General features: G+C 68.3%; 15 protein-coding genes and 2 pseudogenes. 9 read left to right on the top strand and 8 right to left on the bottom strand.

The genetic code is table 11. The features are described from left to right. Nucleotides 1–79 precede the first annotated feature (79 nt). The 3 genes from ACWDKQ_RS33070 to ACWDKQ_RS33060 all read right to left on the bottom strand — a co-directional run bounded on the left by ACWDKQ_RS33070 (nt 80) and on the right by ACWDKQ_RS33060 (nt 2,261). On the bottom strand, nt 80–1,477 hold the full coding sequence (locus ACWDKQ_RS33070; protein ID WP_450142691.1) for an AMP-binding protein: 1,398 nt from the start codon (nt 1,475–1,477) through the stop codon (nt 80–82). Nucleotides 1,478–1,593: 116 nt separating this feature from the next. Next, a complete protein-coding gene (locus ACWDKQ_RS33065) occupies nt 1,594–2,013 on the bottom strand; it encodes a TetR/AcrR family transcriptional regulator (protein WP_450142690.1) in 420 nt (139 codons plus the stop codon). Between the two features lie 89 nt (nt 2,014–2,102). Next, a complete protein-coding gene (locus ACWDKQ_RS33060) occupies nt 2,103–2,261 on the bottom strand; it encodes a hypothetical protein (protein ID WP_450142693.1) in 159 nt (52 codons plus the stop codon). On the opposite strand from ACWDKQ_RS33060, the gene ACWDKQ_RS33055 reads away from it, so the two are divergent. The 4 genes from ACWDKQ_RS33055 (at nt 2,190) to ACWDKQ_RS33040 (ending at nt 3,613) form a co-directional block, all read left to right on the top strand. After that, entirely contained in the window at nt 2,190–2,429 is a 240-nt protein-coding gene (locus tag ACWDKQ_RS33055; RefSeq protein WP_450142692.1) for an acyl-CoA dehydrogenase family protein, read from the top strand. The two genes, ACWDKQ_RS33060 and ACWDKQ_RS33055, sit on opposite strands and share 72 nt — an antisense overlap. 128 nt (nt 2,430–2,557) lie before the next feature. Then, complete coding sequence (locus ACWDKQ_RS33050) at nt 2,558–2,722, top strand: hypothetical protein (RefSeq protein WP_450142689.1); 165 nt, start codon at nt 2,558–2,560, stop codon at nt 2,720–2,722. Between the two features lie 2 nt (nt 2,723–2,724). Continuing rightward, nucleotides 2,725–2,919: a hypothetical protein gene (locus ACWDKQ_RS33045; RefSeq protein ID WP_450142688.1), complete on the top strand. Its 195-nt coding sequence runs from the start codon at nt 2,725–2,727 to the stop codon at nt 2,917–2,919. Between the two features lie 40 nt (nt 2,920–2,959). Continuing rightward, nucleotides 2,960–3,613: an HNH endonuclease family protein gene (locus tag ACWDKQ_RS33040; protein ID WP_450142687.1), complete on the top strand. Its 654-nt coding sequence runs from the start codon at nt 2,960–2,962 to the stop codon at nt 3,611–3,613. A 267-nt stretch (nt 3,614–3,880) separates the two neighbouring features. Here the strand turns inward: ACWDKQ_RS33040 and ACWDKQ_RS33035 are convergent, their stop codons facing one another. The 3 genes and pseudogenes from ACWDKQ_RS33035 to ACWDKQ_RS33025 all read right to left on the bottom strand — a co-directional run. Further along, nucleotides 3,881–5,800, bottom strand: coding sequence for an acyl-CoA dehydrogenase family protein (locus tag ACWDKQ_RS33035; RefSeq protein ID WP_450142686.1), 1,920 nt, complete (start codon nt 5,798–5,800; stop codon nt 3,881–3,883). Between the two features lie 100 nt (nt 5,801–5,900). Continuing rightward, nucleotides 5,901–6,605: a transposase gene (locus ACWDKQ_RS33030; protein WP_450142685.1), complete on the bottom strand. Its 705-nt coding sequence runs from the start codon at nt 6,603–6,605 to the stop codon at nt 5,901–5,903. Between the two features lie 67 nt (nt 6,606–6,672). Further along, nucleotides 6,673–7,002 (bottom strand): annotated as a pseudogene (locus ACWDKQ_RS33025) (IS110 family transposase); the annotation flags it as partial. A 17-nt stretch (nt 7,003–7,019) separates the two neighbouring features. Here ACWDKQ_RS33025 and ACWDKQ_RS33020 point away from each other — a divergent pair. The 5 genes and pseudogenes from ACWDKQ_RS33020 to ACWDKQ_RS33000 all read left to right on the top strand — a co-directional run bounded on the left by ACWDKQ_RS33020 (nt 7,020) and on the right by ACWDKQ_RS33000 (nt 10,434). Then, a complete protein-coding gene (locus ACWDKQ_RS33020) occupies nt 7,020–7,697 on the top strand; it encodes an MFS transporter (protein ID WP_450142684.1) in 678 nt (225 codons plus the stop codon). Between the two features lie 15 nt (nt 7,698–7,712). After that, complete coding sequence (locus tag ACWDKQ_RS33015) at nt 7,713–8,333, top strand: L-threonylcarbamoyladenylate synthase (protein WP_450142683.1); 621 nt, start codon at nt 7,713–7,715, stop codon at nt 8,331–8,333. Between the two features lie 66 nt (nt 8,334–8,399). Further along, a pseudogene (locus ACWDKQ_RS33010) lies at nt 8,400–8,558 on the top strand (GntR family transcriptional regulator); the annotation flags it as partial. Nucleotides 8,559–8,688: 130 nt separating this feature from the next. After that, entirely contained in the window at nt 8,689–9,867 is a 1,179-nt protein-coding gene (locus tag ACWDKQ_RS33005; RefSeq protein WP_450142682.1) for an ABC transporter substrate-binding protein, read from the top strand. Between the two features lie 363 nt (nt 9,868–10,230). Next, nucleotides 10,231–10,434, top strand: a complete 204-nt coding sequence (locus tag ACWDKQ_RS33000) for a cold-shock protein (protein WP_010692713.1) — start codon at nt 10,231–10,233, stop codon at nt 10,432–10,434. Nucleotides 10,435–10,526: 92 nt separating this feature from the next. Here ACWDKQ_RS33000 and ACWDKQ_RS32995 read toward each other — a convergent pair whose 3' ends face one another. Both ACWDKQ_RS32995 and ACWDKQ_RS32990 read right to left on the bottom strand, forming a co-directional pair. Then, nucleotides 10,527–11,906, bottom strand: a complete 1,380-nt coding sequence (locus tag ACWDKQ_RS32995) for an MFS transporter (RefSeq protein WP_450142681.1) — start codon at nt 11,904–11,906, stop codon at nt 10,527–10,529. 84 nt (nt 11,907–11,990) lie between these two features. Next, nucleotides 11,991–12,203 (bottom strand): hypothetical protein, encoded by a 213-nt coding sequence (locus ACWDKQ_RS32990; RefSeq protein WP_450142680.1) that lies wholly within the window; start codon nt 12,201–12,203, stop codon nt 11,991–11,993. Nucleotides 12,204–12,348 lie beyond the last annotated feature (145 nt).

Raw genomic sequence — 12,348 nt, 5'->3', positions numbered from 1 at the left:
CCACCACTCATCGGCATATCCCACGCTCACGCCAAAGTGATCATTTCGGCTACCACCGCCCCCACAGTGACCGACTCGCTTATTTGAGGGCTAGTGGCGTCTCGCCCCACTTCTCGTGCGGCACCCCGATCAGCGCGGTCTCGGCGACCTTGGGGTGCGCGTCGAGGACGTCCTCGACCTCGGCGCAGTAGATGTTCTCCCCGCCAGAGATGATCATGTCCTTCTTTCGGTCGACCACGTAGAAGTAGCCCTCGTCGTCCTGGCGGACCAGGTCGCCGGAGTGGAACCAGCCACCGAAGAACGCCTCGGCGGTCTCCGCCGGCTTGCCCCAGTACTCCCGCATCACGGTCGGCGCGCGGTAGAGGATCTCGCCGACCTCGCCCTGCGGCACGTCGTTCATCTCATCGTCCACCACTCGGACCTCGACGTTGAGCATCGGAGTTCCGACCGAGCCGATCTTGCGCAGGGCGTCCTCGCCGCGCAGGATCGTGGTCACCGGGCTGCACTCGGTCTGCCCGAACGAGGTGGCGATCTCCGCCTGCGGGAACGTGTCGATCATCTTGCGCAGCAAGGTCCTCGAGGCGGGCGCCGCACCCCAGCTGATCCGCCGCAGGGCCGACAGGTCGTGGTCGGCGATGTCCGGCAGGTCGCAGATCGCCTGCCACTGCGCGGGCACGAAGAAGCACGACGAGATCTGCTCGCGCGCCAGCACCCGGACCGACTCGGCCGCGTCGAACCGGCCCGACCCGCTGATCACGATCCGGCCGCCGAGCAGCAGGTACGGCAGCATCCCGGACAGCCCGGCGATGTGGAACAGCGGCACGCCGACCAGCCAGACGCGGTTGTCGGTGGTAACGCCGTTGTGCACTATCGAGCTGAAGCTGTGCATAAGCAGGTTGTAGTGGCTGAGCACCGCGCCTTTGGGACGCCCGGTGGTGCCCGAGGTGTACATGATGAAGGCCGGTGACTGCTCGTCGACGGTGATCTCGGCGTATTCGTCGGATGCGGCGTCCAGCGCCGCGTCGAAGTCCTCGGTGTCCGGTTCCGCCTCGCCGCCGATGACTAGACGGACACGCGCTTCGGGGACTTTTCCCCCGGCCTGGGCCAGGGTTTCGGCCAGCGTCGAGTCCACGATCATCGCGGTGGCACCGCTGTCGGCGAGCGCGTAGGCGATTTCGTCGGTGACCAGCCGGAAGTTGATCGGCACGCCGATCGCGCCGAGCCGCGCGCAGGCGACGTAGGACTCGACGATCTCCAGCCCGTTGCGGCCCGCCACCGCGATCCTGTCGCCGGCTCCGACGCCGCGCTCCCGCAGTGCGTTGGCCAGACGGGTGACGCGCTCATCGAACTCGCGGTAGCTGCGGCTGACGCCTTCGAACCGCAGCGCGATCTCGTCGGGGATCTTGCGGGCATGCCGGGCCAGTTGGTCGCTGATGGTCATGCCTCGGCCGGTCAGAGATTGCGCAGTCGCGGGCATCGTTACCTCGCCGGTGAGGGTGACGTGACGGGCCTCATACTGCGTCGCCGAACGGTGGCGGTCAACCTGACTGTGCGGTGAGGGCCGCGGAAACGACCGCCGTACAACGGGAATTGTCAGGAGCCGGCCAGCAGCCGGCGAGTGATGGACTTCCACATCGTCAGGTGTGCGCAGCGGTACTCGAAGGCATAGACCAGCGCCGCGCCCTGCATGCTGGTGAGCAGCATCTCGCGCACCTCCGGGTACACCGGATGGCTGCACACCGCTGGTCCCCAGATGCGGTCGCTGACCGTGCGGATCGCCTGGCGCAGCCGCCGCTCCTCCGGGCGCAGCGCCGGATTCGTCCGGGCCGCGGTCCACAGCTCCAGGTCGGCCCAGAAGTGCGGTTCGTGGAAGGTCTCCCACAGCAGGTCGATGCACCGGTCGACCCGGCGCGGCCCCTCCGGGGTACTGGCCAGCTTCCGGGCCACCTGCTCTTGGTCCGCGCGAGCCGGTCCCTGGCATGGGCGCGCGGCGCAGGTCCTCTCTGGCGACATCGCGGATATCGTGCTGGTGCACGCAATACCGGCGGATCACGCGGCTGGACTTCACCGCGGCCCCTGCCCGCAGCTTGTCAACAAAGGATTCAGCCGCTGCGCTCGGGAAAGCCCGGGAGCTCGCGGCGGTCGCGCTCGCCGCCGAGCAGCTCGGCGGGACGGAACGGGCGCTGGAGATGACCGTGGAGTACGCCACGGTCCGGGTGCAGTTCGGCCGCGCCATCGGCTCGTACCAGTCGGTCAAGCACGGCCGCGTGGACATGTACAGCGCCTGGGAGCAGGCTCAGTCGGCCGTGCGCTGGCCAGTCGCACGAGTTCCCGGATCGGGGTGTGCGCGGGCACGCTCACCGCGACCTGACAGTTGGCGACCGTGCCCACCGTGCCCGTGTATTGCTCCCGCCGGAAAAACGAGGTGAACACCTCACCCGCGAACTGCTCAAGACGGTCACGAACAGCATCCAACTCAGCCGGAATCATCCCAAGATCATCTCAAAGATGATCTACAAGTGACAAAGCTCTACTAGCGCTGTTCGCGGTGGTCGACGTGCCGACCTTCGCGCTCGTAGCGGGGTTCCTGGCGCTAGTCAACAGCACCAGCAGCGGAATCCTGATGACCCTCGGCGCGGACCTGGCGCCGCAGCCCGGTCCGGCACAGTTCTCGGCGCCTGGCGGTTCACCGGGGACTTCGGGCAAGCGGTCGGGCCGGTAACCGTGTCCGGGCTGACAGCGCTGGTCGGCGTCGCTTTCGCCGGAGCGGGCATGGGTGTGCTCGGCCTGCTGGGGGCGGGCCTGCTGCTGCGCTACAACATCCCCCGGTACATCCCGAGAACGGGGCGAGCGGCTGAACGTCCGTGTGCTGGGCCACATTACCCACCCGGCGGAGTGAGTCGCGAGCGCGCGGGCTGATCGAATGGCGGTGACAGCGCCGCCGGAACAGGGGAGACGCATGGCTGCCAAGAAGTCCGTCTTAGCGTCGGTCGTGGCGGCCGCGCTGCTGGGCGTGATGTGGCTGGTCTTCGAGTCCGGCCTCGTCGGCCCGCCGGGCGGTACCGCCGGGCCCGCGACCGGCCCCGCCGCCGAGCAGCTCGCCGAACTCCGCGTCGCCCCGGCGAGTTCGATGGACGGTTACTCGCGGGAGCGGTTCAAGCACTGGGTCACGAAGCCGGAAGCCGGGAAGAACTGCAACACCCGCGAGGCGGTGCTGGCGCGGGACGGTCAGAACGTCCGCTCCAACAACGCTTGCGAGCCCACGTCGGGGACGTGGACCAGCGCCTACAGCGGCCAGCAGCTGACCGACCCGTCGGCGATCGACATCGACCACATGGTACCGCTGGCCAACGCCTGGCGAAGCGGCGCGAACAAATGGGACGACCAGCGCCGCGAGCAGTTCGCCAACGACATGCAGCTGCCGCAGCTGGTGGCCGTCGACGCGAGCTCCAACCGCAGCAAGGGCGACCAGGACCCGTCCCAGTGGAAGCCCGAGCGCGCCAACTGGTGCAGCTACGCGACGAGCTGGATCACGGTCAAGCGCTCCTACGACCTGACCATCACCGAGCCCGAGAAGAAGGCGTTGCAGGAGATGCTCGCGACCTGCGGCTGATCGCCGTTGTGGATGTTAGGCGCTGTAGCCCTTCGGTGGTTCGGCATCGTGCTCAGGTCGCGTCGCCTGACTCATGCGCTTGCCCTTCCGTGCCGTTCGGCGCTGTTCGGACAAGCGCGTGGCCGCCGTCCGGGGAGTCACCGTGCGAAGTACCGGTGAAAAAAGTCCGTTTTGTGGCGGGAATAAGCTGGAGTCACTCGCCTTGGTCAATAGGCGAGGTCGGGCGGCAGCCGGCGCGGTTCCCGGATATCAGTCCACACTGGATTGTCAAGCGCGCGGCACGGTCCGGCGGACGTTATCGTGCTGTGACGGTCCCGGCGTTGATTCCGCGATCCACGGGCCGTCCGAAGAGGCGTCCAGGATGCCCTCCTCCAACCACGAGTAGCGGCCGTCCAGCACTTTCCGCGCGAGGCCCCGGTCGGCGGCGTCGGTGTTGTGCCAGAGCTGCCGGAACAGCGTCTCGACGCGGCGGCGAGCCTGGCGGCAGAACGCGTCGGCCAGCTCCACCGCCGACCGGTCCTGACCGGCCGAGCGGGCGTGAACGCAGCTGGCGCTCATCGCGTAGAGCTCCGCACCGATGTCGACGATGCGGCCGAGGAAAAGCTGCCGGTGCTCCAGTTTGCCCTGCCAGCGCGACATCCCGTAGAAGGTCTGGCGCGCGATCCGCCGGCTGGCCCGCTCCACGAAGCGCAGGTGCTCGGCCAACGGCCCGTATTCGCCGAAACTGCCCGGCAGCTGCCCCTTGCCAGCCACCAGCGTCGGGAGCCAACGCGCGTAGAAGCCACCGGCGCGGGCGGCCGCGCGCGCTTTGCGGGAGAGGCTTGCTTTCGGGTCGATGATGTCGCCCGCCACAGACAGGTGGGCGTCGACCGCTTCACGGGCGATCAGCAGCTTCATGATCTCGCTGGAGCCCTCGAAGATCCGATTGATCCGCAGGTCGCGCAGGAGCTGCTCAGCGGGCACCCCGCGCTCGCCCCGCGCGGCCAGTGAGTCGGCCGTCTCGTAGCCGCGCCCGCCGCGGATCTGCACCAGTTCGTCGACGACCAGCCAGGACATTTCCGAGGCGTAAAGCTTGGCCAGGGCCGCTTCGATGCGGATGTCGTGCCGGTCGGCGTCGGCCAGCCGACCGGAGAGTTCGAGTACGGCCTCCAGGGCGAAAGCCGTGGCTGCGATGAAGGAGACCTTGTCGGAGATCGCTTCGTGCTCGCCGACCGGACGACCCCACTGGACCCGCTGCGCCGACCACTCGCGGGCGATCAGCAGGCACCACTTCGCGGCGGCGGCGCACATCGCGGGCAGCGACAGTCGCCCGGTGTTCAGCGTGGTCAGCGCGATCTTCAGGCCTTCGCCCTCGCGGCCGATCCGGTTCTCCGCTGGTACCACCACGTCGTGGAGTCGGGTCACGCCGTTCTCGATGCCGCGCAGCCCGAGGAACGAATTGCGGTTCTCCACGGTGATGCCGTCGGCGTCGCCTTCGACGACGAATGCTGTTACGCCGCCGTGATGCCCTTCGGAGCGCGGCACCCGCGCCATCACCACCAGCAGGTCGGCGAGCACGCCGTTGGTCGTCCAGAGCTTGACCCCGTTGAGCGTGTAGCTTCGGCCGTCCGCGCTGGGCACCGCGCTGGTGGCCAGTCGCGCCGGATCACTGCCCACGTCGGGCTCGGTGAGCAGGAACGCGGTGATCTCGCGGACGCAGCGCGGCAGGAACTGCCGCTTCTGCTCGGCGGTGCCGAATATCTTCACCGGCTGCGGCACGCCGATGGACTGGTGCGCTGACAGCAGCGCGCCGATCGATGGGTTGGCCGTGGCGACGAGCATTAGCGCCCGGTGGTAGTAGACCGCCGGCAGTCCCAGGCCCCCGTACTCCGCGGGAATCTTGATGCCGAAGGCGCCGATGTCCTTCAGACCGTTGATGACCTCGTCCGGGATTCGAGCGTCCCGTTCGATCTGGCGTCCGTCGACCTTCGTCTCGCAGAACTCGCGCAGCCGTTCGAGGAACACCTCGCCCTCGGGTGAGCTCTGGCCCTCGGGCATCGGGTCGATCAGGTCGAGACGCAGCCTGCCGAGGAACAGCTCCTTGCCGAAGCTCGGCCGGTCCCAGCGGGATTCGCGGGCCTCCTCGGCCACTTGCCGGGCCTGCGCGGCGTCGACCCGAACCGCGCGACTTCTGTCCACTGTGGTCATCGCTGCCCCCAACGGTTCGAACGTTGGTGATGTCGGTCACGCAACAGTACTACTGATTGGTAACCGGCAACACCCGACGGCCGGGTGGATGCCCCGCACGTCAGCCGATCGGGCGGCGCGCAGCGGCAAAGGCGATCACGGCGACGGGGATCAGCACGATCGTGCCGACGAGTCGGTTGGCGAGTTGACGCAGGGCGGCGTTGTGGCTGGCGCCGCGGGCTCGTTGCCGGTCGTAGTAGGCTCGGGCTCCGGGCGGGGCTTTCAGCGCGGCGAACGCCTGGGTCATCAGTGCGTCGATGAGCCGGTCGTTGCGGATGAACCGGGCCAGGGCGACTTTCTTCTTGCCCGACGCGCGGGTGATCGGGGACGTGCCTGCGTAGTTCTTGCGGGCTTTGGCGCAGGCGTAGCGGTGGGGGTCGTCCCCGAACTCGGCGAGCACCCGGGCACCGCACACCACGCCCAGTCCGGGCTGGGAGAGGAAGATCTCAGCGGCCGGGTGCTGCCCAAAATGGACCTGCACTTGCTTTTGCAGGGCCGTGATCTGGGTGTTGAGCACGGTCAGCACGGCGATCAGCGCCGGGATGGAGGCGGCGTAGGCGTCGGCCACGACCTCGGGCTGGCCCAGATGCTCGGCGCGCAGCGCGGCCTGGATGGCGGTCGCCTTCTCCACGATGTCGCGGCAGCGAGCGCGCTTGAGCGCGGCGCTGATCTGCGGAAGCGTCAACCGGGCAGCCTTCGCCGGGATCGGGGCTTTGGCCAGCAGCTCCAGGGCGTCGGCGGCGTCGAGGTCCTCGAACGCGACCAACGCGGCCGGGAAGTAGTCCCGGCAGGGCGTGGCGCAGCCGCTGGGTGTGCCGGGTGCGTTCCCAGATCAGGGTTTTGTGGGTACGGGCCACGGCCTTGATCGCCTCGGGCTCTGCGGAGTCGCCCGCGACGGGGCGCAGCTCGTGGGAGTGGGTGCGGACCATGTCGGCCAGCACGTGTGCGTCACGGGCGTCGCTTTTGGCCCCGGAGACCCCCGGTCGGCGCTCGCTGCGGCGCTTCAGCCTGCGTGGGTGCGTCCCGCTCGCCCATCGTCCACCACGTGACCGTTGCGCAAGATCAAGTCGATCTTCATCGGGTTCTCTGAAAGCCTTCCACTGGCGACGAAGGGTGATGCCAAGTCCATTGTGGACAAAAATTTCCGTCGACGGGCCGGGCACGCCGTCGACGGCATCGAGTGCTCGCCGATGAAGGGACCGCTCATGGCCCGCCGGTGGAAGCCGCCGAACCAGCAGCGAAGCCGGACCCGTCCGCGGAGATCCGCCGGATCGCTTTGGCCACGTACTTCGGCACCGTCCTCGAGTGGTACGACTACTTCATCTGCGCAACGGCGGTCGCCTTGGTCTTCCCGGCGCTGTTCTTCCCCGCGCTGGACCCGGTCATCGGCGTCATCGCCTCGCTGGTGACCTCCGCGTTGGGTTTCGTCGCCCGGCCGGTCGGGGCGGTGATCTTCGGCCACATCGGGGACCGCCTCGGCCGCCGGGCGGCCCTGATCGGCACCGTGACGCTGATGGTCGTGGCCACCGGGCTCATCGGATTGCTGGCATCATACCAGACCATCGGGTCCTCCGATCATTCTCCGGCTGCTGCAAGGGATTTCGGTGGCTGGCGACGAAACGGTCGTCGCATACCTGGCGCGGACCTCGACACGACGGCCACGGCGGAGGCCTTGCACCTGCACCCGAACTCGGTGCGATACCCGCTAACCCGGGCCGCGGCTCCACGCCAACCAGTGCAGCAACGACCTGGGGCGGTATGTAGCGGTTTGAGACCTCACGGTGGCCAACCACGCCGACGTCGCATTCCTGCCGGTCGATCGAATCCGCCATGCCGGTGGGCTCGGACTTGCGGATGATCCTAAGCTCGGTGCATGGCGAAGTACTTCGACGTGCATCCGGAGAACCCGCAGCGGCGCGCGATCAACCAGGTGGTGGACATCGTCCGCGACAACGGGCTCATCGCGTATCCGACGGACTCGTGCTTCGCGCTCGGTGCCCAGCTGGGCAACAAGGACGGCATAGACCGGATCCGGTCCATCCGGCACCTCGACGACCGCCACCACTTCACCCTGGTGTGCCAGAACTTCGCGCAGCTGGGGCAGTTCGTGATCATCAACAACGCGGTGTTCCGAGCCATCAAGGCGTCGACGCCGGGCAGCTACACGTTCATCCTGCCCGCAACCAAGGAAGTGCCGCGCCGGTTGATGCACCCGAAGAAGAAGACCGTGGGCGTGCGCATCCCGGACCACGTCGTCGTGCAGGCGCTGCTGGCCGAGCTCGGCGAGCCGATGCTGTCCAGCACGCTGCTGCTGCCCGGCGAGGAGGAGCCGATGACCCAGGGCTGGCAGATCAAGGACGAGCTCGACCACGTCCTGGACGCCGTGATCGACTCCGGCGAATGCGGCACCGAGCCCACCACCGTCATCGACTTCTCCGGGCCCGAGCCGGAGATCATCCGCCACGGCGCGGGCGACACCTCTCGCTTCGAGTAACGCCCCGGACACCACGAGTGCACGGCTACCACGACCTGGTGGGAGCCGTTTTCCCTCGCCGCGAACGTGCGCTGGCACGAGGCGCTGCGCGCCGACAGCCGCAACCGGACGCTGATCCAGATGATCAACCAGCTGATGGACGTGCAGAAGATCTACAACCCGCTGATGAAGGTGCACGACCTGGCGGAGATCTCGAAAGGCCAGCAGCAGCACCACGAAGTGGTGGCCGCGCAGCGCGACCTCGACCCGGCCCGGGCGCGGGAGATCATGGCCGACCATCTCACCAGGTGCGGCAGATCCGGGTGGCCGAGTTCGCCCGCAGCCTGCACGCGACCGAACGGCGCGGGGGATCGTCATGACAGCCGTGCGCCCCGCCCGAACCGCCCGGCCGGCCTGGCGGCTGGCCGCGGGCACCGTAGTGATCCTGCTGATGCTGGAGGAAGTCCTCACGCGCACCGGGGTGCTCCCAGCGGACTACTTCCCGCCGGTCAGCCCGGTCTACCTCAGCGACCGGGTGGCGATCCTGAGCCGTTCGCCCCGCCGCATTGACGAGATCGTGCCGATCGACCTGCCGGCCGAACGGGACCAGATCGGCGCGTTGTTCGCTGTGACCGCGCTCGCCGCCTGCGGTGGGCCGGAGCTCACGAAGACCACCGCCGGCTGCACCGCGCTGCGCGTCGGCATCATCCCGACGATCGACGCCGCACCGCTGTACCTGGGCGTGAGCGAAGGCATCTTCGCCAAGCACGGGCTCGACGTGTCCGTGCACGTCGCCGACAGCGGTGCCGCGCTGATCCCGGCGGCGATCAAGCAGGAGAACCAGATCGGCTACGCCAACGTGATCAGTGACTTCCAGGCCGCCGAGCAGGGGCTGGACATCAAGCTGAGCCACAACTGCTGCGGCACCGGCTCGGACCCGGCCAAGGACGTCTCGCAGGTGCTGGTCAAGCCGGACGGCCCGATCCGCTCGGTCAACGACCTGGCGCACGCCAACATCGCGGTCAACTCGCTGCACAACATCGGCGAGGTGAGCATCAAGATGGCGCTGGAGAAACGCGGCGTGGACGTCACCGGCATCCGGTTCACGCCGATGTACTCGGACACGAACGACGCGCTCAAGTGCGGTGACGTGGACGCCATCTGGCAGGTCGAGCCGAACGTGCAGGCCGCCCTCGCCGCCGGGTTCACCCCGCTGATCTCCAACTTCGTCGAGGCCCACCCGGAGGCGACGCTGGGCTACTGCATCACCAGCGGCGCGTTCGCGAAGCAGAGCCCGGAGGTCGTCAAGGCGTTCTCGGACGCCCTGGATGAGGAGAACCGGTTCGCCACCGAGCACCCCGACAAGGCGCGCGAAGCGGTGGTGACGAACCTGAAGTTCAACCCGGAGATCGTGTCGACCGCGAACCTGCCGACTTATCCGCAGGGCCTCAATCGCGCCAGCGTCCAGGAGTACGCGACCTACGCGGTCAGGTTCGGAGCCGTCGAGAAGGCCCCGAAGCTGGGTGAGCTCTTCTGGTCCGGGCCCGGCAACTGACCGACGGATTCACCGGTTGAAGGTCACCTTTGAGCGAAAGATTCGCCCGGAGGTGCCCTTCCCCTTTTCCTGAGCCAATCGCGAAACGCCGGAACCGGCGGGCGGTCCCGGCGGCCCGTGGCGAAGTTCCCTCGATCGTGCGACACGCCGGAGAATTGAACACGACATGATCGCTGCCGACCGTGTAGTGTCTACGACGGTCGTATTTTTTCTGGGGTCGTGTTCGCGCGCACTCGCAGGATGGTGATGCGAGCGTGCTGCTATCTGGTTGTAGCTGGAGAAGTCGCCGTTCGAGATCCGCGACCCAGGCAGTCACGCAGTGTGAGTGCCTGTAGTAGTACCGGCTCCCAGAAGGAGAGAGACATGGCACAGGGAACCGTGAAGTGGTTCAACTCGGAAAAGGGCTTCGGCTTCATCGCGCCTGACGACGGTGGCGCGGACGTCTTCGTCCACTACTCGGCGATCGACGCTCGCGGTTTCCGCAGCCTCGACGAGGACCAGAAGGTCACCTACGAGGTCACCCAGGGCCCGAAGGGCCCGCAGGCCAGCGACGTCCGAATCGTCTGAGTTTCGGGTTCCCGGCCGGTACCGGACCCCGGGCCGGCCCCTAAGCTCGCGAAGGCCCCGCACCCCACCAGGTGCGGGGCCTTCGCCCGTGTTCAGGCGCGTCGGCGGCGGAGCAGGCCGAACAGCGAGGCGGCGAGCAGCGCGCCCGCGATGATCGCGATCGCCAGGCCCATCCGGTGCAAGCCAGCATCGTCAGCGTGCGCGCCGATCACCAGCGCCAGGAGCGCGGCGGCGAGGTTCGCGCCGACGTACTGCGAGGTGCGGTAGAGCCCGGATGCCGCGCCCATGCGCTCGGCCGGGGCGGCGGCGTACATCGCGCCCTGGTTTCCCATGTTGTTGAACCCGTTGGGCAACCCCAGCATCGCGGAGACCACGAGCAGCAGCAGGATCGGTGAGCTGGCATCCGGCACCGTCAACAGCAGCCCGCCGACGCACAGCGCGGTCGTCCCGACGATCAACGCCGCGCGCGGCCCCTGCTTGCGCTGCAGCAGGGTGGCCAGCAGCGTGGATACCGCGCCGACGGCGGCGATCGGCAGCACCACCAGTCCGGTGCCGACCGGTCCCAGCCCCCTGGTTTCCTCCAGCCACTGCGGCAGACCGTAGAAGACGCAGTAGAAGGCCGTGTAGGTCACGATCGTCCGGATGTAGGTCAACGACAGCCCGCCCCGCGCCAGCAAGCGCATGTCCAGGAATGGGTCGCGGGCGCGCAGGCCCCACCAGGCGGTCAGCGCGACGGCCGGCACCGCGACGGCCAGCCACCACCACACCGGGGTCGCGGCCAACGACAGCAGCCAGAACATCAGCGCGGTGATCGAGACGGCGAAGAGCAGCATGCCGACCGGGTCGACCCGCGTGAGCGCCTTCAGCCGCCCGCTGCTGTGACCTCGTGCCGGCGCATCCGCCGGGCCCCACCGCATGATCACCGCGCCGCCGAACAGCGCCAGCGGCACGTTGATCCAGAACACCCCGGCCCAGCCGAGCCCGCCGACGAGCAGCCCGCCGAGGGAGGGCCCGAGCGCGGCGGTGACCTGCGAGCAGATGGCGAGCGCGGCCAGGGCGTTGTTCGGGCGGGAGCGAAGCCGGTCGGCGGCGCGGCGAATCATGGCGACGCCGCACGGGTACTGGGCCGCGGTGCCGATGCCGATGAGGATGCGGCAGACCACGAGCGCCGCGACGTTCGGAGCGAACGGCGCCACCGCCGAAGTGGCGCCGACCAAGACGATTCCGGCGAGGCTGGTGCGCCGCGGGCCGAGCACGTCGGCGATGCGGCCCATCGCGGGGGCGGCGACGGCGGTGGCCAGGTAGAGCGCCGAGACCAGCCAGGTCACCGAGGTGCCCGCGTCGAAGTGGGAGCGGATGCCGACCAGTGCGACCGCGATCATCGACGAGTTCAGTGGTTGCAGGATCGTGCCGAGGGCGATCGGGGTGATGAACTTGCCCGGTAACTCCGGCTTGGGGTCCGTTGATCGCAACAGGTCTTCAGCGTTGCTGTCTTTTTGAGAAGGGGATTCGTGCGTCGTTCGAGGCATCGGTCCGATCCCGGGTAGAAGCCGGTGTCAGGAGTCAGCGAGTCGGTCCAGCAGCCTGGCCGCGAGCACCAGCAGCTCCCGTTCGACGTCGGTCAGCCCGGTCATCGCCTGGGCCAACCACGCCTCGCGCTTGCCCCGGTCCTGCAGGACCCTGCGGCGGCCCGCTTCCGTGATCCGGATGATGGCGGCCCGGCGGTCGGCCGGGTCGAGGTCGCGCTCGGCCAGCTCGGCGTCGATCAAGTGCTGCACCATTCGGGCCATGGACTGCGGGGTGACCCGTTCGGTGGCGGCTAGTCCTCAAATAAGCGAGTCGGTCACTGTGGGGGCGGTAGTAGCCGAAATGATCACTTTGGCGTGAGCGTGGGATATGCCGATGAGTGGTGGG

The organism is Saccharopolyspora sp. NPDC000995, assembly GCF_053599315.1.
Note: the sequence above shows the minus strand (reverse complement) of the source record. Positions and strands in the feature narration are given on the sequence as shown.

Excerpts from the sequence above, each read along its gene's own strand:
- ACWDKQ_RS33070 (WP_450142691.1), bottom strand. The coding sequence starts at position 1,477 with ATGCCCGCGACTGCGCAATCTCTGACCGGCCGAGGCATGACCATCAGC.
- ACWDKQ_RS33065 (WP_450142690.1), bottom strand. The coding sequence starts at position 2,013 with ATGTCGCCAGAGAGGACCTGCGCCGCGCGCCCATGCCAGGGACCGGCT.
- ACWDKQ_RS33055 (WP_450142692.1), top strand. The coding sequence starts at position 2,190 with ATGACCGTGGAGTACGCCACGGTCCGGGTGCAGTTCGGCCGCGCCATC.
- ACWDKQ_RS33040 (WP_450142687.1), top strand. The coding sequence starts at position 2,960 with ATGGCTGCCAAGAAGTCCGTCTTAGCGTCGGTCGTGGCGGCCGCGCTG.
- ACWDKQ_RS33035 (WP_450142686.1), bottom strand. The coding sequence starts at position 5,800 with ATGACCACAGTGGACAGAAGTCGCGCGGTTCGGGTCGACGCCGCGCAG.
- ACWDKQ_RS33015 (WP_450142683.1), top strand. The coding sequence starts at position 7,713 with ATGGCGAAGTACTTCGACGTGCATCCGGAGAACCCGCAGCGGCGCGCG.
- ACWDKQ_RS33005 (WP_450142682.1), top strand. The coding sequence starts at position 8,689 with ATGACAGCCGTGCGCCCCGCCCGAACCGCCCGGCCGGCCTGGCGGCTG.
- ACWDKQ_RS33000 (WP_010692713.1), top strand. The coding sequence starts at position 10,231 with ATGGCACAGGGAACCGTGAAGTGGTTCAACTCGGAAAAGGGCTTCGGC.